The organism is Streptomyces canus 299MFChir4.1, assembly GCF_000383615.1.
Lineage (GTDB): Bacteria > Actinomycetota > Actinomycetes > Streptomycetales > Streptomycetaceae > Streptomyces > Streptomyces canus_C.
The window spans coordinates 34,813-56,728 of the sequence record NZ_KB911593.1 but is presented as its reverse complement, the minus strand read 5'-3'; the positions used below and the strand labels follow the sequence as shown (position 1 = coordinate 56,728).

At 70.3% G+C, this 21,916-nt stretch carries 17 protein-coding genes, 1 pseudogene and 1 riboswitch; of the genes and pseudogenes, 11 read left to right on the top strand and 7 right to left on the bottom strand.

Annotated features, from left to right (window positions below; genetic code table 11):
* Positions 1–15: 15 nt before the first annotated feature.
* Both H293_RS0124960 and fahA read right to left on the bottom strand, forming a co-directional pair.
* Entirely contained in the window at positions 16–957 is a 942-nt protein-coding gene (locus tag H293_RS0124960) for a M56 family metallopeptidase (RefSeq protein ID WP_020120574.1), read from the bottom strand.
* A 153-nt stretch (positions 958–1,110) separates the two neighbouring features.
* The gene (gene fahA / locus H293_RS0124955) at positions 1,111–2,334 is read right to left on the bottom strand and encodes a fumarylacetoacetase (protein WP_020120573.1); all 1,224 of its coding nucleotides are present in this window, start codon (positions 2,332–2,334) and stop codon (positions 1,111–1,113) included.
* A gap of 274 nt (positions 2,335–2,608) precedes the next feature.
* Between fahA and H293_RS0124950 the strand changes: the two genes are divergently transcribed.
* Together H293_RS0124950 and H293_RS0124945 are read left to right on the top strand one after the other, a co-directional pair.
* Positions 2,609–3,847 (top strand): carboxylate--amine ligase, encoded by a 1,239-nt coding sequence (locus H293_RS0124950; RefSeq protein WP_020120572.1) that lies wholly within the window; start codon positions 2,609–2,611, stop codon positions 3,845–3,847.
* Positions 3,848–3,913: 66 nt separating this feature from the next.
* The gene (locus tag H293_RS0124945; protein ID WP_028808170.1) at positions 3,914–5,116 is read left to right on the top strand and encodes an FAD-dependent oxidoreductase; all 1,203 of its coding nucleotides are present in this window, start codon (positions 3,914–3,916) and stop codon (positions 5,114–5,116) included.
* A gap of 52 nt (positions 5,117–5,168) precedes the next feature.
* Here the strand turns inward: H293_RS0124945 and H293_RS0124940 are convergent, their stop codons facing one another.
* Both H293_RS0124940 and H293_RS52870 read right to left on the bottom strand, forming a co-directional pair.
* Positions 5,169–5,567, bottom strand: a complete 399-nt coding sequence (locus tag H293_RS0124940; protein ID WP_020120570.1) for a hypothetical protein — start codon at positions 5,565–5,567, stop codon at positions 5,169–5,171.
* A 370-nt stretch (positions 5,568–5,937) separates the two neighbouring features.
* A pseudogene (locus tag H293_RS52870) lies at positions 5,938–7,147 on the bottom strand (RNA-guided endonuclease InsQ/TnpB family protein).
* 716 nt (positions 7,148–7,863) lie between these two features.
* On the opposite strand from H293_RS52870, the gene H293_RS0124925 reads away from it, so the two are divergent.
* The 5 genes from H293_RS0124925 to H293_RS0124905 all read left to right on the top strand — a co-directional run bounded on the left by H293_RS0124925 (position 7,864) and on the right by H293_RS0124905 (position 13,401).
* The gene (locus H293_RS0124925) at positions 7,864–9,195 is read left to right on the top strand and encodes an ABC transporter substrate-binding protein (RefSeq protein WP_020120568.1); all 1,332 of its coding nucleotides are present in this window, start codon (positions 7,864–7,866) and stop codon (positions 9,193–9,195) included.
* Entirely contained in the window at positions 9,192–10,187 is a 996-nt protein-coding gene (locus H293_RS0124920) for a carbohydrate ABC transporter permease (protein ID WP_020120567.1), read from the top strand. The genes H293_RS0124925 and H293_RS0124920 overlap by 4 nt, the downstream gene beginning before the upstream one ends.
* Positions 10,184–11,053 (top strand): carbohydrate ABC transporter permease, encoded by an 870-nt coding sequence (locus H293_RS0124915; protein ID WP_020120566.1) that lies wholly within the window; start codon positions 10,184–10,186, stop codon positions 11,051–11,053. Before H293_RS0124920 ends, H293_RS0124915 begins: the two co-directional genes overlap by 4 nt.
* 41 nt (positions 11,054–11,094) lie before the next feature.
* Positions 11,095–12,123 carry a LacI family DNA-binding transcriptional regulator gene (locus tag H293_RS0124910; protein WP_020120565.1) on the top strand — a complete coding sequence of 343 codons (1,029 nt, stop codon included), beginning with the start codon at positions 11,095–11,097 and terminating at the stop codon, positions 12,121–12,123.
* Between the two features lie 465 nt (positions 12,124–12,588).
* The gene (locus H293_RS0124905) at positions 12,589–13,401 is read left to right on the top strand and encodes an HAD family hydrolase (protein ID WP_020120564.1); all 813 of its coding nucleotides are present in this window, start codon (positions 12,589–12,591) and stop codon (positions 13,399–13,401) included.
* Positions 13,402–13,404: 3 nt separating this feature from the next.
* Here H293_RS0124905 and H293_RS0124900 read toward each other — a convergent pair whose 3' ends face one another.
* Complete coding sequence (locus H293_RS0124900) at positions 13,405–13,887, bottom strand: transglycosylase SLT domain-containing protein (RefSeq protein WP_020120563.1); 483 nt, start codon at positions 13,885–13,887, stop codon at positions 13,405–13,407.
* A gap of 3 nt (positions 13,888–13,890) precedes the next feature.
* Positions 13,891–14,065: riboswitch (cyclic di-AMP (ydaO/yuaA leader) on the bottom strand.
* 270 nt (positions 14,066–14,335) lie between these two features.
* Positions 14,336–16,360, bottom strand: a complete 2,025-nt coding sequence (locus H293_RS0124895) for a CocE/NonD family hydrolase (RefSeq protein WP_020120562.1) — start codon at positions 16,358–16,360, stop codon at positions 14,336–14,338.
* Positions 16,361–16,611: 251 nt separating this feature from the next.
* Here H293_RS0124895 and H293_RS0124890 point away from each other — a divergent pair, with 251 nt between their 5' ends.
* The 4 genes from H293_RS0124890 (at position 16,612) to H293_RS0124875 (ending at position 21,292) form a co-directional block, all read left to right on the top strand.
* Complete coding sequence (locus tag H293_RS0124890; RefSeq protein WP_020120561.1) at positions 16,612–17,622, top strand: polyprenyl synthetase family protein; 1,011 nt, start codon at positions 16,612–16,614, stop codon at positions 17,620–17,622.
* 466 nt (positions 17,623–18,088) lie between these two features.
* Positions 18,089–19,327, top strand: coding sequence for a LolA family protein (locus H293_RS0124885; RefSeq protein ID WP_020120560.1), 1,239 nt, complete (start codon positions 18,089–18,091; stop codon positions 19,325–19,327).
* Positions 19,328–19,359: 32 nt separating this feature from the next.
* The gene (locus H293_RS0124880) at positions 19,360–20,376 is read left to right on the top strand and encodes an ABC transporter ATP-binding protein (RefSeq protein WP_020120559.1); all 1,017 of its coding nucleotides are present in this window, start codon (positions 19,360–19,362) and stop codon (positions 20,374–20,376) included.
* Positions 20,363–21,292: an ABC transporter permease gene (locus H293_RS0124875; RefSeq protein ID WP_020120558.1), complete on the top strand. Its 930-nt coding sequence runs from the start codon at positions 20,363–20,365 to the stop codon at positions 21,290–21,292. The genes H293_RS0124880 and H293_RS0124875 overlap by 14 nt, the downstream gene beginning before the upstream one ends.
* On the opposite strand, the gene H293_RS0124870 is transcribed toward H293_RS0124875, so the two are convergent.
* On the bottom strand, positions 21,282–21,872 hold the full coding sequence (locus tag H293_RS0124870; RefSeq protein WP_020120557.1) for a flavodoxin family protein: 591 nt from the start codon (positions 21,870–21,872) through the stop codon (positions 21,282–21,284). The genes H293_RS0124875 and H293_RS0124870 overlap by 11 nt on opposite strands.
* Positions 21,873–21,916 lie beyond the last annotated feature (44 nt).

Genomic DNA, 21,916 nt, shown 5'->3' with positions numbered 1-21,916 from the left:
CGAAAAACGACCGCCCTACGCCAGCGCCGACAACCCCGGCCCAAAAACGATCAGCAACGGCAACAACGGCACCAGCGCAGCCGTCGCAGACGTCAGCGCCCGCTGCCTGCGCAGCAACCGCGGCGGCGGCTCCAGCAACCGATCCACCCGCTCACCCAGCAACCGATGACTGGACGCGCACGACAGCACCCCTCGATGCTGGTTCAGCTCGATCAGCGCCAGCGCCGTCGTCAGATGCCCGCACCGCCGCGACGCCGTGTCGTCCGCCGCCAGCTCCACCAGCCGGTGCGTCTGGTCGCAGAAGTGGGCGAACAGCGGTACCCGCGGGAACCCCGTGGCCAGCGCGGTCGACAGGTGGAGCAGCCAGTCGTGGCGGGCCCGCGCATGGCCGCGCTCGTGGGTGAGGACCGCGTCCAGCTGGTGGTCGGTCAGCCGGTGCAGCGCGCCGGTCGTCACGATCAGCTGCGGCGGATTCCCCGGCATCCACCAGGCGTCCGGGTACTCGTCCTCCAGCACCAGCAGCGGTCCGCGGGTCGCCGCCCCCAGCCCGGCCGGCAGGTCCGGCGCGCGCTCCCGCAGATGCTCACGGGCCAGGCCCCGGCGCCGACGGGCCTCGACCAGTTCACGGGCCAGCATCGCCGTGGTCCACGCGGCACCGGCGGCCAGCAGGAGGGTGGAGGCGACCGCCCAGACCGGCGCGGCCGACAGGTCGTACGCCGCGGTCACGGCCGGCGGCGCCGGGGCGAACACATGGTCGCGGACCGTGTGGAAGACCGCCGCCGCGCCCAGCACCAGCGCGGTCAGGCAGCACAGCAGCACCGTGGCGACCAGGCACTGCCACACCCACAGCCCCACCACCGGTTCCCGTTCGGGCCACGCGGCCCGGGTGAGCGCGCGCGGCACCGGCACGGCGGCCGCGACGGCGACGGTGCTCAGCAGGAGCAGGCAGAGAGTCATGCCACGGGCTCCGGATCCTGATCGGAGACAGGGGAGGTGGGGCGGTGTGGTGAGGCGCTGCTGGGCGGTCGCACGTCGTCCCACGCATGCCGCCCGCCGCCAGTATGCCGTGCGTGGAGGCCGCGTGGCAGGGCTCGAACGGCTCCGAACGCCTCACACGTCCCTGGACACCACCCGTCCCACCACGTCCCCCAGCCCCACCCGGACCCCGTCCGGACCGGGAGCCCACGCCGACAGCGCCACCACGTCGCCGTCCTCCAGGAACGTCCGCTTCCCGTCGGGGAGTTCCAGCGCGTCCCGTCCGTTCCAGGTCAGCTCCAGCAGCGACCCGCGCTCGGCGGCGGAGGGCCCGCTCACCGTCCCCGAGCCGTACAGGTCACCCGTCCTGAGCGAGGCCCCGTTCACCGTCATGTGCGCCAACTGCTGGGCCGCCGTCCAGTACATGCTCGAGAAGGGCGGCTCCGACACCACGTGACCGTTGATCGCGACGGAGATCCGCAGGTCGTAGCCCCCCGGCTCCACGTCGGAGGCGGAGTCGTCCAGATACGGCAGCAGCTCGTGCGTCCGCTCCGGCGGCGCCACCCGCGCCTCCTCCAGCGCGTCCAGCGGGGTGATCCACGCCGACACCGACGTGGCGAAGGACTTGCCGAGGAACGGTCCGAGAGGGACGTACTCCCAGGCCTGGATGTCCCGCGCGGACCAGTCGTTGAGCAGGCACAGTCCGAAGACGTGCTCCCGGAAGTCGCCGAGCCCGACCGGCCGGCCCAGCTCGGACGGCACCCCGACCACGAAGCCGACCTCCGCCTCGATGTCGAGTCGCACGGACGGCCCGAAGACGGGAGCCGCGTCGGCGGGAGCCTTCCGCTGCCCCGAGGGCCGTACGACGTCCGTGCCCGAGACCACCACCGTGCCCGAGCGGCCGTGGTAACCGATCGGCAGGTGCTTCCAGTTGGGGGTCAGGGAGTCCGCCGCGTCCGGGCGGAAGATCTGGCCGACGTTTCGCGCGTGGTTCTCGGAGGCGTAGAAGTCGACGTAGTCCGCGACCTCGAAGGGGAGGTGGAGGTCGACCGACGACAGCGGGTGGAAGAGGCCAGCGATCGCCTCCTGGTGCGCCGGCACCGTCACCCACGCGGTCAACGCGCGCCGCACGTCCGACCAGGCCGTGCGGCCGGCGGCGAGAAGCGGGCCGAGGGAGGGCCGGGCGAGCAGGGAGACGTACGGGGAGCCGAGGGCCGCGGCGGCGGCTCCCGCGTCGAGGACGTGGTCGCCGAGCCGGACGCCGACGCTCCGGTCGGCCGAGCCCGAGGGCGAGAAGACGCCGTACGGCAGGTTGTGCGGGCCGAAGGGGTCGCCCTCGGGCAGGTCGAAGGGGGGCATGGGGTGCTGCCTCACTCTCGCGCATGCCGTGCTGACCAGGTGGTCGCGGCACACGTTGCGGTCCGGGTGGTCGGGCCACACGTTACGGCCGAGTCGCCGGTCACGGGAGTGTCTGAAGGGTTGGCGATGTGGCTAAAGAGTTAGCAATGTCCTGTTAAGGGACGGTCGGAGGCTTCCATTCCGGCTTAGCGTCCTTTGCGAGCACGGACGGGGTGGGTGGGGTCGCGTCCGTGGGGGGACGCGTGGGGGGATTGTGGCCAAAAGCGCGAGCAGTGTGCCGTTCAAGGTCGACCGTGACGTACCGGCCTTGATCGTCAAGTTCGGCGACTACCCCCTGCACCACGGGGGAGTCGGCGCGATCCGCAGTCTGGGCCGCCTCGGTGTGCCCATGTACGCCATCACGGAGGACCGATACACGCCCGCGGCCGCCTCCCGGTACCTCACCCGCGCCTTCGTCTGGCCGACGACCGGAACCGAGGACCCCGGCCGGCTGGTCGAGGGGCTGATCCGGATCGGGCGCCGCATCGGCCGCCCCGCGGTCCTCGTCCCGACCGACGAGGAGGCGGCGGTCCTGATCGCCGAGCACCAGAGCGACCTCTTCGGCCGGTTCCTCTTCCCGCGCGTGGAGCCCGGCCTCACCCGCCGGCTGGCCAGCAAACAGGGCTTGCACGAACTGTGCGTGGAACACGGGATCGCGAGCCCGCGGGCCGCCTTCCCGCAGTCGTACGAGGAGATCGTGGCCTTCGCCGAGACGGCCCGATTCCCGGTGGTGGCCAAGAACCGCGAGGCGTTCGTACGGCGCCGAAGGCCCGCGGTGGGCGGCACCACGCGCATCGCCACCCGTGAAGGGCTGCTCGCCCTCGCCCGTGACTGGGGCGAGCGGCCCGGGGTGATCCTCCAGGAGTACCTGCCGCGAAAGGAGGCGGAGGACTGGATCGTGCACGCCTACTTCGACGACAACTCCACCCCGCTGGCCCTGTTCACCGGCGTCAAGGTGCGCTCCTGGCCGCCGCACGCGGGCATGACGGCCAACGCGTACGTCGTCGACAACCCGGAACTCGCGGACCTCGCCGCACGTTTCGTCAAACAGATCGGCTACACCGGCATCATCGACCTCGACCTGCGCTTCGACCGGCGCGACGGTCAGTACAAACTGCTCGACTTCAACCCCCGGATGGGCGCCCAGTTCCGGCTCTTCGAGAGCGAGTCGGGCGTGGACGTCGTCCGCGCCATGCACCTGGACCTGACCGGGCGGGCCGTCCCGGAGGGGGAACAGCGGGCCGGTCACCGCTATGTCGTGGAGAACATCGACCTGCCCGCCCTGCTCGCCTACCGCCGCAGCGGCTATACGACCCCGCACGCGCCGGCGCGGCCGAGCGGGACCGAACTGGCCTGGTTCGCGGGTGACGACCCGCTGCCGTTCCTCACCATGCTCGGGCGCTTCGTGCGGCCCGGCGCGAAGCATCTCTACCAGCTGTGGCGCACCAACCGCCGCGGCAGATCGACCAGTTGAACAGCGGCTCCACGAACAGCGGAACCACCACGAAGTGACGAAGTGAACGTCCTGGGGAGGGACTTCGTGATCCAACCGGTAGCAGTCATCGGCGCCGGGCCCTTCGGCCTGTCGACCGCGGCCCATCTGCGGGCGCGCGGCATCCCCGTGCGCGTCTTCGGCGACCCCATGGTCAGCTGGCGCGACCACATGCCCGCGGGCATGCTCCTCAAGTCCACCCCGGCCGCCTCCAACCTGGACGCGCCGCAGCCCGGGCACACCCTCGTCGACTACTGCGACGCGGCGGGCATCCGCCGGCTGGTGACCGACGAGGACATCATCCCCGTGGAGACCTTCATCGCCTACGGCCAGTGGTTCCAGCAGAAGCTGGTGCCCGAGCTGGAACAGGTGCGGGTGGTGTCCGTGGACCGCAGCGAGCGGGGCGGCTTCCAGCTCAAGCTGGACTCGGGGGAGTCGTTCACCGCACGGGCGGTCGTCGTCGCCACCGGTCTCTCGGGGCTCTCCCACCTGCCCCCGGAACTGTCCGCCGCCGCACCCGACGGCCCCGCCCCCACCGGTCCGGTCTCCCACAGCTCCCAGCACCACGACCTCAGCCGGTACTCCGGCAAGGAGCTGATCGTCGTCGGCGCCGGCCAGTCCGCGCTGGAGACGGCCGCCCTCGCGGCGGAGGCGGGCGCCCAGGTCAGGGTGGTCGCCCGTGGACGCGGCAGTGTGGACTTCGGCGCCCCGCCGTGGAAGCAGCCGAGGCTGCGCCCGGAGTCGCCCTTCGGCCGCGCCTGGTCGCTGTGGGCCCTGACCTACTACCCGCACCCCTACCGCCGGCTCCCGGCCGGCGCCCGCCACTACCTGGTCCGGCGGGTCCTCGGCCCGCTCGGCGCGTGGTGGCTGCGCGACCGCTTCGAGGGCAAGGTCCAGGTCACCGAGGTGGACCGGATCCTCAAGGCGGACACGGCCGGCGGCCGTCCGACCCTGGAGGTCCGCACCCATGGCGGCACCATGGACCGCCTCGACGCCGACCACGTCGTCGCGGCCACCGGCTACCGCGTCGACCTCGCCGCGATGGACTTCCTCGGCCATGAACTGCGCGCCGCCCTCGCGGTCAGCCGGGGCACGCCCAGGCTCGGCGCCGGATACGTCTCCTCCGTGCCGGGCCTGTACTTCACGGGCCTGCCGGCGGCGGCGTCCTACGGCCCGGTGATGCGCTTCGTGTGCGGCACGGAGTTCGCCTCCCCGAGGCTGGCCCGACACCTGGCGGCGGCCCACGGCTAGCCTCACGAGGTGCAGACACGCGCCCGGCACCTGCTGCCGCCCACGGCCGGCCTCACGACGTGCAGACGTCCTTCAGCCGGTCGGCCGCCGCGTCGATCCTGCCGGTGTCCGGGTGGGCGTCTCCGTCGAGGATGGACTTGTTGTAGTCCTCGATCGCCTGGTCGAGGTCCTTGACGGCCTTGTCGACCTTGCTGCCGGCCGAGTCGTCGTGGGCCTTGTTGATCTCGTCGACGTTCTTGTCGATCGTGGCGATGGACTCGTCGGTCTTCGAGGGGTCTTTCACCGCGTCCCAGCCGGCCTCGTGGATGGCCTTGACGCTGTCGGCGATCGTGTCGGCGTTCGACACGCAGTCCAGGGAGTTGTCCACGTCGTCGGGGTCGCAGCCGGTGGCGAGGACGGCGGTGAGGGCGACGGCGGTCAGGGCGGTGGCGATGGTGAGGCTACGGCGCATGGCTGTGGCCAACCCTTTCTCGGGGCGGGATTCGATGCCGTCCACGATTCCGTCACCGGTCCGCGGCCACGAGGGAGCTGCCTGGTCTATGCGGGGTGTATCGGGCTACACCCCCGCAGCGGCCACCGAGGGGCTACGACCGATAACGCCCGAGCGTCCGCAGCCCCCGCAGCGCCCTGTCCTCGAAGTCGAACAGCGCCAGGTTCTCCCACGCGTTGCCCAAGGACAGGTCCGTCTGTCCCAGCCGGTGCCCGCGCCGGGAGGTAGGGAGCGGTGGGTGGGGGTGGGTCCACAGACCCTCCCATTGACTTGCTCCTCGCCCTGAAGTGAAGGGCGAGGATTCTGGCCGTCCCTGCCGAAAGCCGTGCCGCTACGCGACATGGCTTTCGGCGAGGATTCCGTGGCTTCCTGTTTCTTCGCGCTGTGCCAGAACGGGTTCTGGTCTTACCGGCGCTCCGCAGGCCGATACCGCCAGTCCAGCGGCCTGTTTCACGTTGATCGCGGCATTGTGGTCCCGGTCGTGGACGGTGTCGCAGACGGGGCAGGTCCATTCCCGCACCTGCAGAGGCTTGGGCCCGTCCCGGTGGCCGCAGGCGGAGCACGTCTGGCTGGTGGGCTCGAACCGGCCGATCTTGACGAAGGCCCGTCCGTACCGCTGCGCCTTGTACTGCAGCATGGTCACGAACTGGGCCCAGCCCGCGTCGTGCACGCTCTTGGCCAGCGTCGTGCGCGCCAGTACCGACACCGCCAGATCCTCCACCGCGACCGCTTGGTTCTCGCGGATCAACTTCGTGGAGAGCTGGTGGTGGAACTCCTTGCGCGCATCGGCCACAGCCGTGTGGGCGCGGGCGACCCTCATACGGGCTTTGGCCCGATTGTTCGATCCCTTCTGTTTGCGGGAGAGCTCCCGCTGGGCCTTCTTCAGTTTCTTCTCCGCCCGGCACAGAAACCGGGGGCTGTCGATCTTCGTGCCGTCGGAGAGGACTGCGAGTGAGTCAGCCCCAGGTCGATGCCGATCGCGGCCCCGAGGTCCGGCTCCGTCCAGCGGGCCCGGTCAATGTCGGGGTCGGTGTCGATGACGAAGCTGGCGAAGTACCGGCCCGCCGAGTCCAGGATGACCGTGACACTGGACGGCACGGCGGGCAGGACGCGCGACCACGTCACCTTCACGTCGCCGATCTTCGGCAGCGTCAGCCGCCCACCGCTGGTGATCTTCCAGCGGGCGTTCGCAGTGAACCGGATCGCCTGCCGGGCATCCTTGCGCGACCTGAACCGCGGCGCACCCACCCTCTTCCCCTTGCGCTCCCCCTTCAGCGAAGCGAAGAAGTTCCGGTACGCGGCCTCCACATCCCGTAAAGCCTGCTGCAGGACGACCGAGGAGACTTCGCCCAGCCAGGAACGTTCGGGGGTCTTCTTGGCGTGGGTGATCAACTGCTGGGACAGGGCCGCTGTGCCGCGCGGGCATTCTCACGGGCGCGCACCGGGTCGTTGAACACGACACGGGCACACCCGAACGCCCGCGCCAACGCGGCGCGTTGACCAGGCTCCGGGTACAAACGGAAAGCATACCGAAGCTGCATTCGGCGATCGTACGAACAGGCGGCACGCGATGTCGCCGGGAACATCCGTTCCCTGCCTCACCCCGGGGTTGCAGCGTCCGGCTCTCTGCCGGAATGTCACCGTGGCGCTCCGCCCCACAGTCACGAGATCGGCTTCACCACCGGCGTGAACACCGATGCACTGCCGATGAAACCCGGTAGCCGTAGCCGAGTCCCTGCCCGTTCGGCATGCCCTCGGTCAGCTGCGATGGGTCGTACAGGGTCGTTGACGTCATCCTCGCTCTCCAGCGCGAACGGGTATGCGGTCTCGGCGATCCCGCATGGCCTGCCTTAACGCGCCGTGATGGCGGCCGCCCCGGGCAGCGGCCCATTGCAGGAGGGGGCCTTTCATGAACGGTCACGGAGATACCGGCGCTGCGATCAGTTCGCCGCCCGAGGGGGTCCGTAGAACGGGGCGAGGGGAGTCGGCGTAACGCCTGACGATCACAGAAAACCCCTGATTTTCTGTGATCGTGCACAGCTCACCTCGCCCCTGTCATCGGCGAGCAACAAGTAGGTAACCCCACGCACCCGCCATTGACAAGGGGCCGAAACAATTCTCTACTGTGCACGATCACAGAGTCGCGCGGCCCTCGCGCACAGCCTCTCGGCCACGTCCGCAGAACCTCCCCCCACGGCGGTTGCCGCGAACGCGCGACGTCTCGAGACCGGCTGGTTCCAAGTCAGGGGAGATGTAGATGTCGATCAACCGCCGCCAGATCAGCAGGCGCACCATCCTTGCCGGGGCCGCAGCCCTCGGCCTCACCGGCACGCTCGCCGCCTGTGGCGGTTCCGACGACAAGGACTCCGGCGAGAGCAGCGGGCCCGTCAAGCTGACCTACTGGTCGTGGGCGCCGAACATGGAGAAGGTCGCCGCGATCTGGAACAAGAAGAACCCGGACATCACGGTCACCGTGTCCAAGCAGGCCAGCGGCGGTGAGATCGTCTCCAAGCTGATCACCGCGAAGAAGGCCGGCAACGCCCCCGACCTCATCCAGGTCGAGTACCAGTCGCTGCCGACCCTGGTCTCCAACGACGTCCTGGCCGACATCACCAAGTACGCCGGTGACACCAAGTCCCAGTTCGCCGAGGGCCTGTGGGGCATGGTCACCCTCGGCACGGACGCGCTCTACGCGATCCCGCAGGACGCCGGGCCGCTGATGTTCTACTACCGCGAGGACCTCTTCAAGAAGCACGGCCTCACCGTCCCGAAGACCTGGACGGAGTTCGCCGAGACCGCCCGCGCCGCCAAGAAGGCCGTCCCGGACGCCTACTTGACCACGTTCTCCGCCAACGACCCCGGCCTGTTCGCGGGCCTTTCCCAGCAGGCCGGCGGCAAGTGGTGGACCGTCGACCCGTCCGGCAAGTGGACCGTCGGCATCGACGACGCGGCCACCAAGCAGGTCGCCGAGTTCTGGGGCGGGCTCGTGCAGGAGGGCGTCATCGACAACCAGCCGATGTACACCCCGGCCTGGAACAACGCCCTCAACAAGGGCACCCACCTCGCCTGGGTCTCCGCCGTCTGGGCGCCCGGTGTGCTGGTCTCCTCCGCGCCCGACACCAAGGGCAAGTGGCGCATGGCCCCGCTGCCGCAGTGGAAGTCCGGCGAGAACGTCACCGGCAGCTGGGGCGGTTCCTCCACCGGCGTCTCCACCGACTCCAAGCACGCCGAGGCCGCCGCCAAGTTCGCCACCTGGCTGAACACCGACCCGGAGGCGCTGGCCGCCCTGGTCAAGGAGGTCGCGATCTACCCGGCCGCCACGAAGGGCCAGTCCGGGGACGTCCTGACCACGCCGGAGTTCTTCTCGAACCAGGCGGACTTCTACACCACGGCCGGTGAGATCGCCGCGACCACCGCCGCCGCGGCCTGGGGCCCCAACGTCAACACGGCCTACACCACCTTCCAGGACGCCTTCGGCAAGGCCAGCAAGGCGAAGAAGGAGACCCAGTTCGACTCCGCCCTCGCCACCATGCAGTCGAAGACCTTCGGCGACATGAAGAAGCAGGGTTTCGAGGTGACCGAGGCATGACCAGCGCTCCGCTCAAGGGCTCCGTCCTCACCGAGGCCGGGCCCTTGGCGGACGGCACCGGCACCGCCCAGTCCGTCCGCCCCAGCCGCCCCCGCCGCCGTGGCCGCAGCGCACCGTACTGGTTCCTGGTGCCCACCCTCACCCTCTTCGCGGCCTTCACCGTCGTGCCCATCGGGTACGCGATCTGGCTGAGCCTGCACAAGGTCCGGGTCAAGGGCATCGGACTCGGCAAGGGCGCCCGCGAGCAGGTGTGGAACGGCCTCGGCAACTACACCGACGTCCTCAAGGACTCCGAGTTCGGCCACAGCATCCTGCGCGCCTTCGGCTACGGCCTCATCGTCATCCCGACCATGCTGGGCCTCGCGCTGCTGTTCGCGCTGATGCTGGACACGCCCAAGGCGCGCAGCGCGCCCTTCGCCCGGCTGATGATCTTCCTGCCGTACGCGGTGCCGGGCATCATCGCCGCCCTCATGTGGGGCTTCCTGTACCTGCCGGACGTCAGCCCCTTCTACTACCTGCTGGACAAGTTCGGCCTCCCGCAGCCCGACCTGTTCGACGGCGGCAACCTCTACCTCTCCTTCGCGAACATCGCGGTCTGGGGCGGCACCGGCTTCAACATGATCGTCATCTACACCGCCCTCAGGGCGATCCCGCCGGACATCTACGAGGCGGCCAGGATCGACGGTGCGACCGACCTGGGCATCGCCCTGAAGATCAAGATCCCGATCGTGATGCCCTCCCTGGTGCTCACTTTCTTCTTCTCGGTGATCGCCACCCTCCAGGTCTTCACCGAGCCGATGGCCCTCAAGCCGCTCACCAACGGCCTGCCCAGCTCGTGGAGCCCCCTGATGGCCATCTACGACAAGGCCTTCCTCCAGTCCGACATCTACGGCGCCTCCGCCACCGCGGTCGTCCTGGCCCTGGCCACGTTCGTCCTGTCCTTCACCCTGCTGCGCATCTCCGACCGCTACACCCGGGAGGACCGGGCATGACCCCCCTCACCCTCACCGCCGGCACCACCACGAAGGCGCGCCGCACCGCCTGGGTGCCCACGCTCGTGCTGATCCTCGGCGCGCTGTACTGCCTGATCCCCATCGCCTGGGTGGTCGTCGCGGCGACCAAGGACCGGTCGGAGCTCTTCTCCACCTTCACCTTCGCCCCCGGCGGCGGCTTCTTCCAGAACCTCAGCGACCTGACCGCCTACCGGGACGGCATCTTCTGGCGGTGGATGGCCAACTCGGCCTTCTACGCCGGTCTCGGCGCCCTGCTCTCCGCCGCGGTCTCCGCCGCCGGCGGCTACGCGCTCGGCCGCTACAGCTTCCGCGGCCGTGAGGCAGTCTTCAAGATGATCCTGGCCGGCGTCCTGGTGCCGTCCATCGTGCTGGCCGTACCGCAGTACCTGCTGCTGTCGAAGCTCGGCATGGCCGACTCGTACGGGGCGATGCTGCTGCCGTCGATCCTGTCGCCGTACGGCGTCTACCTGGTCCGCATCTACGCGGCCGCGTCCGTGCCCGCCGAACTCATGGAGGCCGCCCGCATGGACGGCGCGAGCGAGTGGCGGATCTTCTCGCGGATCGCCGTACCGATGATGATGCCCGGGCTGATCACGGTGTTCCTCTTCCAGTTCGTCGGCATCTGGAACAACTTCCTGCTGCCCTACGTCATGCTGGCCGACGACGAGAAGTTCCCGATCACCCTCGGCCTGTACACGCTGCTCGCCCAGGGCGCCTCGCAACCGGCCCTGTACACCCTGGTCATCACCGGGTGTCTGCTGGCGATCGTCCCGCTGATCGGGCTCTTCCTGGTGATCCAGCGGTTCTGGTCCCTGGACCTGATGAGCGGCTCGGTCAAGGCCTGAGGCTCCGGGCTCCCCTTCACGAACGTCTCCGAACGAGGAACATGACCACCAGCGCGAACGGACGCCGCAAGCCACCGACCATCCACGACGTGGCCCGGGAGGCGGGCGTCTCGCGGGGCACCGTCTCCCGCTTCCTGAACGGCGGCCACTACGTCTCGCCCGCCGCCCGGCGGGCGGTCGAGGCCGCCGTCAGGAAGACCGGGTACGTGGTCAACCGGCATGCCCGCAGCCTCAGTACGGGCCGGTCGGACTCGGTGGCGTTCCTGCTGACCGAGCCGCAGGAGAAGTTCTTCGAGGACCCCAACTTCAACGTCCTGCTGCGGGGTTGCACCGAGCGGCTCGCCCAGCACGACATCCCGCTGCTGCTGATGCTCGCCGAGAGCGACGACGACCGGCGCCGGCTGACCCGGTACATCACCTCGGGCCACGTCGACGGGGTGCTGCTGCTCTCCAACCACAGCGGTGACCCGGTCGCGGCAGAACTGCACGACGCCGGGATCCCGTTGGTGGTCTGCGGCAAGCCGATCGGGCGGGGGACCAAGGTGAGTTACGTGGCCGCCGCCGACCGGGAGGGCGCGCAGGACATGGTCCGTCATCTCCTCGCCGGCGGCCGTCGCCGTGTCGGCATGGTCACCGGGCCGCTGGACATGCCGGGCGGCCCCGACCGGCTGGCCGGCTACCGGGACATGCTCGCCGAGGCGGGCCTGCCCTACGACCCGGCACTCGTCGTCGAGGGCGACTTCCGGCGCAGCGGCGGCGAACGGGCGGCCCGCCGCCTGCTGGCCCAGGCCCCGGACCTGGACGCGGTGTTCGTCGCCTCGGACCTCATGGCCCTGGGTGTGGTGGGCGTCCTTCAGCAGGCCGGGCGCTCGGTCCCCGATGACATCGCTGTCGGCGGCTTCGACGACTCCCCGGCGGCCACCGCCATCGCCCCCGCCCTCACCACCATGCGTCAGCCCTTCGACCGCATCAGCGCCGAGATGGTCCGCATGCTCCTCGCCCAGATCGCGGGCGAGGACACGGCCGGAGTGATCCTCCCGACGGAACTGGTGGTCCGGGACTCGGCGTAGCGCTCCGCGGGAAGCGCCGAGGGGCGGCCCGGGCGCGGGGGTACAGCGGTCTCCGCGGCGGCGAACGCGACGGCGCGCATGGCGGTCTCGGCGGCCGGTCAGGTGGCCTATGCGGCCGGTCAGGCCGGCGGCGCCGCAGCCGGTGAAGCGCGAGCGGCACCGGCCACTTTGGCCCACCGTCGAAGTCCTCGGCCAAGACCACCCGTCGGCTCGTGGGGAGGCCGGGAGGCCGCCGCCGGAGAGCGGGAGGCTCGCGGCCTTCACAAGGGTCCGCCGGTGGTGGTGAACGCCCGCGACCGGCCGAGGGTTTCGGGCCGCGCCCGGCAGGGTCCGTCGGCCGGGGCCGTGCCGTACCAGCGCGTGACCGCCGCACCCCGGAACCGGAACCGCCGTCAACGCATGTGAAAGCAGCAGCCGTCCGGTTCGCGTCGAGTCGGAGGGGCCAACCATCCGTATTCTCTGATCATGGCCGCCTCTTCCGCATATTCACTGATCGCCACTGACCTGGACGGAACGCTGCTGCGGACCGACGACACCCTCTCCGACCGGTCGTTGGCCGCGCTCGCACGGGTGGCCGCGGGTGGGGCCCGGCATCTCGTCGTGACGGGCCGGCCGGCGCCCAGAGTGCGGCCGCTGCTCGACGACCTCGGCAGCACGGGGCTCGCGGTGTGCGGACAGGGCGCGCAGGTGTACGACGCCGGCGCGGACCGTCTGCTCTGGTCGGTGACCTTGGACCGGGAGCTGGCCGAGACCGCGCTGGGCAAGATCGAGGCCGAGGTCGGGCAGGTGTACGCGGCCGTGGACCAGGACGGAGTCGACGGACTCACGCTCATCGAACCGGGCTACCTGATGCCCCATCCGACCCTGCCCGCGGTGCGGGTCGGCCGGCGCGACGACCTGTGGTGCGAGCCGATCAGCAAGGTGCTGCTGCGCCACCCCTACCTGTCCGACGACGAGTTGGCGGTCACGGCGCGGTCGGTGGTGGGTTCGCTGGCGACGGTCACCATGTCGGGCCCCGGGACCGTCGAACTCCAGCCATGCGGCATCACCAAGGCGACCGGCCTCGCGCTGGCCGCCGAACACCTGGGACTCGGGCCCGAGGTGACGATCGCCTTCGGGGACATGCCCAACGACATCCCGATGTTCGACTGGGCGGCCCGTGGTGTGGCGATGGCCAACGCCCACCCCGAACTCAAGGCCGTGGCCGACGAGGTGACCCTGTCGAACGAGGACGACGGCATCGCCGTCGTCCTCGAAAGACTGTTCAGCCAGGCGTAGTTCCTAGTACGCGCCAAACACGTTGTCGATGGACCCGTACCGCTGCGCCGCGTAGTTGCAGGCCGCGGTGATGTTCGCGACCGGGTCGTACGGGTCCCACGAGGTGTTGGCCACGTGGTACGCGTTGAAGGTCGGGTCGATCACCTGGAGCAGGCCCTTGGAGGGCGTGCCGGCGGCCGCGTTGGAGTCCCAGAGGTTGATGGCGTAGGGGTTGCCGGAGGACTCACGGATGACGTTGCGGTAGATGCCGTCGTAGGAGCCGGGGATGCCGTGCTCCGCCATGACGGCGAGGGAGGCCCGGATCCAGCCGTCGAGGGTGTTGGAGTAGCCGAGCGTGGTCGCGGTCTGCACGGTCGGGGTGGCCGCGGACGCGCTGGTCGCGCCGATGAGCGGGAGCGCGAGGACGGCGACGCCCGTACCGGCGACGGCGAGCCTGCGGACGAGACGGCTGGTAACGGGACGGCGGTGCTGAGCGGCAGCGGGCATGGCGAAGTTCCTCTCCGTCGCCTGCGAGGTGAGCTGTCGGGTTCGGGCGGGAGCTGCCCGGCCACGCTTGCGAAAAGCGCGACTTCACCCCAAGCCGTACCGGTATGTCCGAAGACATCCGGCCCGGCGACTTACCTGGTTCCCCCGCTCCTGCCGTGGTTCTCGGTGGGTGTAGCGGGCGGTGGCAGGATTCGGCGGCCGCCCGACAGGCCGGGAACGTATGCGAGAGCACATGTCCGGAACAAGTGGCGAATTCACATGCGATGCCTATTGACCTTGGTAAGAGGCATTTGAGGCACTTGATCCTTTGCGTTCGCCAAGCCTCAACTCGCGCACGGCGAAAGGTGGATCGACAGATTCCGGATGTTCGCCGATCCGTTCGTCCGCGTGGGCCAAGTCACAGCCAAGCGCAAGAGGGGTAAAACGGTCAGGAATGCCCAACTCGTGTTCAACCGGCCGTGCGTGGGATCCGCTTCTCCCACGTCCGATGGAAGACCACCTCGTCGCCGGCGGTGCACACGACCTCGTCCGAGGTGTGGAAGTCCGTCCCGTCGCAGGTGATCTCCGAGCGGGTGCGGACGGTGGTGTCCCAGGCGAGCTCGGGGCGGTGCAGCCGGATCGTCAAGTCCGAGCGGGTGCGGGCGGACAGAGGGTCCTGCTCGTCGATCGTGTACGTCTCCAGCGCGTCCTCGGTGATCTCCAGCCCGTCGGGGTACACGCGCGTGCCGCCGTACCTGGGGTCGACCTCCAGACGCCACTCGCCCTTGGCCACGTCACGGACGACCAGGCGCTCCGGGCGGGGTTCGTCCAGGGTGGCGGGGCTCCATCCGTCAGCGGCTACGCCGCGGGTGACCCCGAGCGGCGCCGACTGCTCCGGCTCCTCGAAGGCGATGTCCGAGGCCGATTCCCGCGCGCGTACCGGCAGTTCGAGGAAACTGCCCGCCGGCTCCAGGGTGAATCCGGCCTGCGAGCCGGGCTGCGGCCAGATCCACGGCCAGTACGCGGAGGAGACGGCGAGCCGGATGCGGTGACCGGGCGGGAAGGCGTGCCCGATGCCGTTCAGCTCGAAGGCCACCTCCTGTGTGGCCCCTGGCTCCCAGGGCACTACCCGGTCCCGTCCATGGCGGGCCGAGAGGTTCAGCACCCCTCGCGTGACGAGCGTCGACGACCCGTCCGGGGCGACATCGCAGAGCCGCGCGGCGATCTGCCCGCGCGACACCTCCGAGGTCACCCTGAGCCGCACCCGCGGCCGCCCGAGGACCCACGTCTCCTCGCCCGTCGCGAACTCGAAACAGGCCGAACGGGCGTCCTCCTCCCGCTGATCCGGCGGCAGGTCGGCGTCGTTCCCGAGAGGGCGGAAACGGCCGGCGTCCACGCCCGTGTGCTGCGGGGAGCGGACCAGGACGGGGGCGCCCTGAAGGCCGTACGCCACCGTCGTCACGTGGGGGGAGGGCCAGGACGGCTCGCCGACCCAGCGGCCGGGCAGGGTGTCGAGGACGGTGGCCGGGGGGTGGGAGTCGCTGACGTAGGCCCTCAGGAGGGGTTCCCTCATGACGCCGGTGTCGATGCCCTTGAGGTGCTGGTCCCACCAGCGAAGGGTCTCCTGGAGGAAGCCGATCGCCGGGCCGGGCGGCAGGCCGCGGTCCGGGTACTGGTGCGACCAGGGGCCGACGATCCCCCGTACCCGGTCGGCCGGCAGGTGCTCGACGAGCCGCAGGACCGTGTCGCGGTACGGGTCGTGCCAGCCGCCGACCGCGAGGACGGCCGCGCCGATCGCGTCGTAGTCCTCGTCCTCGCGGACGCTGCCGTGGCGCCAGTAGTCGTCGCGGGTCTGGTGGCCGAGCCAGGTGTGGACGAACGGTTCGACCGCGTCGAGGCGCGCGAGCCACATCTCCCGCCAGGCGTCACCGACATGGAGGGGATCCGGCGGCCGGGCGACGAAGGCCAGCATCGTCGCCGCCCACGCGTGCATGTCGGCCGCGAGGACGGAACCTCCCCTGTAGTACGCGTCGTTGTCGTAGCGGTCGTCGGTGCAGCAGACGGTGACGACCGCCTTGAGCGGTTCGGGTGCGAGGGCCGCGATCCGGAGGGAGTCGAAGCCGCCCCAGGAGATGCCGAACATGCCGACCCAGCCGTCGCACCAGGGCTGCGCGGCCAGCCAGTCGACGACCTCGACCCCGTCGGCGAGTTCGGCCGCCGAGTGCGCGTCACCCGGCAGGCCCTCGCTGTTGCCGTGCCCGCGCACGTCGACCCGGACCGAGGCGTAGCCGTGGCCCGCGTACCAGGGGTGGCGCTGCCCGTCGCGGGGCGCGGTCCAGTCGGTGAGGCGGTACGGCAGGTATTCGAGGATCGCGGGTACCGGTTCCTGGGTGAGGGGTCGCCACACGCGTGCGTACAGGAGTGTCCCGTCCGGGAGCGGGATGCGGACGTCGTCGTGCACCGTCTCGTAGGGGAAGGACGTACGGATGCGCATCGGTGGGGTCCCGTCGGTCTCAGTGCGCCGGGTGTCACGACGAGGGCGACTACTTCCCTACAAATCGATTGATATCCATTCTTTTCAGGTGATCAAAAACATACCGGTCGTGATCCGATACCGCCTGGCATGGACGGGGCGGGCGCTATCGGTGATCCAAAGGTGACCGGATACGCTGACTTGAGTGATGGCAGCGACCTATCGACATTCCGCGTAACCGCCAGTAGACACCAGCAGACAGGAGACCCCTCGTGACCGTCGTCGGGCCGTTCGGGCTGAGCGTGCGGGACCAGGCTCTGGAAGCCGATGTCCAGGCCGGAATGACGGCTGTCGAGGAGGGACTGCTCGAGGCCACCAAGAGCGAGGTCCCCTTCATCACGGAGGCCGCCCAGCATCTGGTGCGGGCGGGTGGAAAGCGCTTCCGGCCGTTGCTGGTGATGCTCGCCGCCCAGTTCGGCGACCCCTATGCGCCGGGCGTGGTGCCGTCGGCCGTGGTGGTGGAGCTGACCCACCTCGCGACGCTGTACCACGACGACGTCATGGACGAGGCCGAGGTCCGGCGGGGCGTCGACAGCGCCAACACCCGCTGGGGCAATTCGGTGGCCGTGCTGACCGGTGACTTCCTGTTCGCCCGGGCCTCGCACATCCTGGCCGACCTCGGGCCCGAGGCGGTCCGGGTGCAGTCCGAGGCGTTCGAGCGCCTGGTCACCGGCCAGATCCTGGAGACGGCCGGCCCGCAGGACGGCCGCGACCCGGTCGAGCACTACCTCGACGTGCTCGGCGGCAAGACGGGCTCGCTGGTCGCGGTCTCGTGCCGCTTCGGGGCGATGATGTCCGGTGCCGACGAGAGGGTCGTGGACGTCCTGACCCAGTACGGCGAGCGCCTCGGCGTCGCCTTCCAGCTCGCCGACGACGTCCTGGACATCGCCTCCGACTCCCACGAGTCCGGCAAGACGCCGGGCACGGACCTGCGCGAGGGCATCCCCACGATGCCGGTCCTGCGGCTGCGGGAGCGCGCCGCCCGGCTCGGCCTGGCCGAGGACATCGCCCTGTGCGAGCTCCTCGACTCCGACCTCACGGACGACGACCGGCACGCGGAGGCACTGGCCGCCCTGCGCACCCATCCCGCGCTGGAGCAGGCCCGCCGGGACACCGTGCGCTACGCGGAGGACGCGCGCGCGGCCCTGGCCCCGCTGCGGGAGTGCGGCGCGCGGGCGGCGCTGATGGAGCTGTGCGACGCGGTGGTCCACCGGGCGGGCTAGAGCCCGTTGGCGAAAGTGGCCTCGTCGCCCGGAGGGCGGCCGCGCGGCGTTCGGTGCGTGCTCTGGGGGTCGCCGGCCGGAGGCTGGGGGAGTGCCGCCCCGAAGCCCTCGTACTGGGCGCAGTCGGGCTTTCGGGCGGTGCGGCGAGTGGGGGTGCCCCCTCTGGGGGAGCGCGCCGGGCGTCGCGCGGCAGAGGCCACCTTCGTGACAGCCCCAGGTCCGGTCGGGCAGGTCCGGCCGGTCCCGAGCAGTGACGCCCCCTACGGGTTGTAGGGGGCGTCGGCATGTCGTGTCATACCCCAGGTGTACGTGGAGTTGGCCCCGAGGGCTGACGCATGCTCATGGCCGATTTGGTCAGATGGACATCACGGAAAACACCACTCCTCACCGATTCGGGTGAGAATGGCGGCTACAGGTGGACGCACGGGAGTTGACAGCCGCCGCCGACGACGGAGGTAAGGCACACATGGCACCGTACGAATCCGACGACAGCGTGACCGCCGCGGACGCCGAAGAGCTGCGTTCCGCGCGTCGGCGCAAGGCCGCGCGGTACGTCGTGCCGGCCACGGTGGTGGGGATCGCGGCGGCGACCATCGGGCTCGTCCCGGCGCTCGCCGACTCCGGCGACCCCGACCTGCCGAAGATCAGCGCACAGGAACTCATCGAGAAGATCGCCGCGTCGGACGTGCAGCAGCTCTCCGGCACCGTGAAGATCACCACGGATCTCGGTCTGCCGGACCTCGGCGGCCTGGAGAGCTCGCTCGGCTCCGCCGCCGGACCCTCCGGATCGGGCGACTCGTCCGCCGACCCCACCACCAAGCTCACCGAACTCGCCTCCGGCACGCACACGCTGCGCGTCGCGGCGGACGGCGAGGACAGGCAGAAGGTCTCGCTGCTGGAGAACGCGGCCGAGTACAGCCTCATCCACAACGGCAAGGACGTCTGGGGGTACGACAGCAAGTCCAACTCCGTCTTCCACACCACGGCCTCCGGGAGCGAGGGGAAGCAGAAGGAAGAGCTCCCGGCCACGCCCAAGGACCTCGCCCAGGACGCCCTCAAGGCCGCCGACAAGACCACGTCGGTGACGGTGGAGGGCACCGCGCAGGTCGCGGGCCGGGACGCCTACCGCCTGGTCATCAAGCCCAAGGACGAAGGCTCCACGGTCGGTCAGATCACCGTGGCCGTGGACTCGAAGACCGGTCTGCCGCTGAAGTTCACGCTGACACCGGCCAGCGGCGGTTCCGCCGTCGTGGACGCGGGCTTCACCCAGGTCAGCTTCGCCAAGCCGGCCGCCGCCACCTTCGACTTCACCCCGCCGAAGGGCGCGAAGGTCGAGGAGGGGGACGCGCCCAAGGCATCCGGGCACGCGGAGCACCCCGGCAAGGGTCCCTCCAAGGACCTCGGCAAGGGCGCCGCCGACGAGTTCGGCAAGAACGGCCCCGAGGGCCTGAACGTCATCGGGGACGGCTGGGACTCCATCGCCACCTTCGACACCGGCGGCCAGGGCGTCCCGTCCGGCTCCGAGGTCGGCGGTGACATGGGCGGCTTCCTGGACTCGCTCGGCGACAAGGTCTCCGGCGGCTTCGGGAAGGGCACCGTCTTCAAGACCCGCCTGATCAACGCCCTGATCACCGACGACGGCAAGGTGTACGTCGGCGCGGTCACCAAGGACGCGCTGGTGAAGGCGGCCGACGCGGCGAAGTAGTCCCGAGCGGGCACGACGAATCGAGGGAGCCGATGGACCAGCCGTCCGCCACGGACCCGGACCCGGAGGGGTCGGGCGACGGCGCAGGTGGTGACGCGGGCGGGGACGAGAGCGGGGATGAGAGCGTCATCCGCACCCGTGCCCTCACCAAGCGCTACCGCGGCGGACAGCTCGCCGTGGACGGTCTCGACCTGACCGTCCCGGCGGGCAGCGTCTTCGGCTTCCTCGGCCCGAACGGCTCCGGCAAGACCACCACCATCCGCATGCTGATGGGCCTCATCGAACCGACCTCCGGCACCGCGCGCGTCCTGGGCCGCCCCATGCCGCGCGCCGCCCGGACCGTACTCCCGCACGTCGGCGCGCTCATCGAGGGCCCGGCCCTGTACGGCTTCCTCTCCGGCCGCGACAACCTCGTCCGCTACGACGCCGCGGACCCGACCGCCGACCCCCGCACCCGGAACACGCGCGTGGCGGCCGCCCTGGACCGGGTGGGCCTGGCGGCCGCCGCCGGCAAGAAGGCGAAGGCGTACTCGCTGGGCATGAAACAGCGCCTCGGCCTGGCCGCGGCCCTCCTCCAGCCCCGCAGACTCCTGGTCCTGGACGAACCGACCAACGGCCTGGACCCGCAGGGCATGCGCGAGATCCGCTCCCTGGTGAGGGAGCTGGCCTCCGACGGCACGACCGTCTTCCTCTCCTCCCACCTCCTCGACGAGATCGAACAGGTCTGCACCCACGCGGCGGTGATGGCCCAGGGCCGCCTGATCACCCAGGGGTTGGTGGCGGACCTGGCGGCTGGGACGAGGGGCAGGTTGGTGGTGACGACTCCGGACCCGGCGGATGCGGCGAGGGTGCTGAAGGAGCAAGGGGCCGGCGATGTGGTCGTGGCCGAGGACCGGGTCACCGCCGACCCACCCGACGGGGAACTGGCGGACATCACCATGGCGTTGGTGACGGCGGGGGTGAGGGTGCGCGGCTTCGGAGTGGAGAGGGCCTCTCTGGAGGACGCTTTCGTGGCCCTGACAGGGGAGGGCTTCGATGTCGCAGGCTGACGTGAAGGGGCGCGGGGCTGTTTCGGATGTGCGGCTACCGCCGCGCGGGCGCGACCAGCCCCCACAACCCGCGAGCCGCCGTACGACCTTCTACGGCACCCTCTTCCGCAACGAACTCCACACCACGTTCCGCCGCTGGCGCACCCTGGCCCTGCTCGCCGTCCTCGCGGCGGTCCCGATCCTCGTGGGCATCGCGGTGAAGATCGAAACCGGTGACGGCTCCTCGACCACCGGCGGCGGTGGCGGCCCCGCCTTCATCTCCCAGATCACCAACAACGGCCTCTTCCTGGTCTTCACCGCCCTCGCCGCGACCCTCCCCTTCTTCCTTCCGATGTCCATCGGCGTCATCGCGGGCGACGCGATCGCGGGGGAGGCCAACGCCGGCACCCTCCGCTACCTCCTGGTCGCCCCCGCGGGCCGCACTCGGCTGCTCCTGACCAAGTACGCGACGGTGATGACGTTCTGCCTGGTCGCCACCCTCGTGGTCGCCGTCTCGGCGCTGACGGTGGGGGCCGTCCTGTTCCCGCTCGGCGACCTGACGACGATCTCCGGCACTCAGATCACCTTCGCGGAGGGACTGGGCAGAGCCCTGCTGATCGCCCTGGTGGTGGCCGCGTCACTGACCGGCGTGGCGGCCCTGGGCCTGTTCGTCTCGACGCTCACGAACAGCGGCATCGCGGCGATGGCGACGACGGTGGGCCTGCTGATCACGGTCCAGATCCTCGACCAGATTCCCCAACTGCACGCGCTCCAGCCGTACTTCTTCTCCCACTACTGGCTGTCCTTCGCCGACCTCATGCGGGAGCCGGTCTACTGGGACGACCTGGTGAAGAACCTCGGCCTCCAGGCGCTGTACGCGGCGGTGTTCGGCTCGGCGGCGTGGGCGAGGTTCCTGGCGAAGGACATCACAACGTGACCAGCTCGTAGGGGAACCGCGCGAGTGGGGCCTCCTGGTCGAAGAAGGTCTTCGCCCGGGCGAGCGCGTCGGTGTCCCGCAGCACGTCACCGGGCTTGCTGCCGTTGCCGAGGAGCACCCCGCCGAAACGCATCCCCATGTACGCGGCCGAGTTGTTCAGGGTGCCGATCAGCGGGGCGGCGACCTCGAACTCCTCGTGCGCCAGCGCGGTGACACCCCACAGCGTGCGCCCCGCCATGGTCGCCTTGAACTCGGCACCCGGCGTGCGCAGCCAGCCCGACCAGTAGTCGAGGTAGCGCTTGACGTGCGCGGAGACCGAGTACCAGTACAGCGGGGAGGCGATCACGATGTCCGTCGCCGCGAGCGTCGCGTCGAAGAGCAGCGCCGTCTGACCGATCGTCGGACGCACGTGGTCCGTGTCGTGCCGCAGATCTTCGAAGTCGGGCAGTGGATGCTCCGCGAGGTCGATCCACTGCTGCTCGACGTCCGGAGGCAGTTGTTCGGCGGCCCGGCGGGCCAGCAGTTCGGTGTTGCCGTCGCTGCGGCTGCTGCCGAGCACGAACAGGAAACGTCGCGTCATGGAGAGCTCCAGGCTGATCGGCGTACGGTAATTACTCGCACATG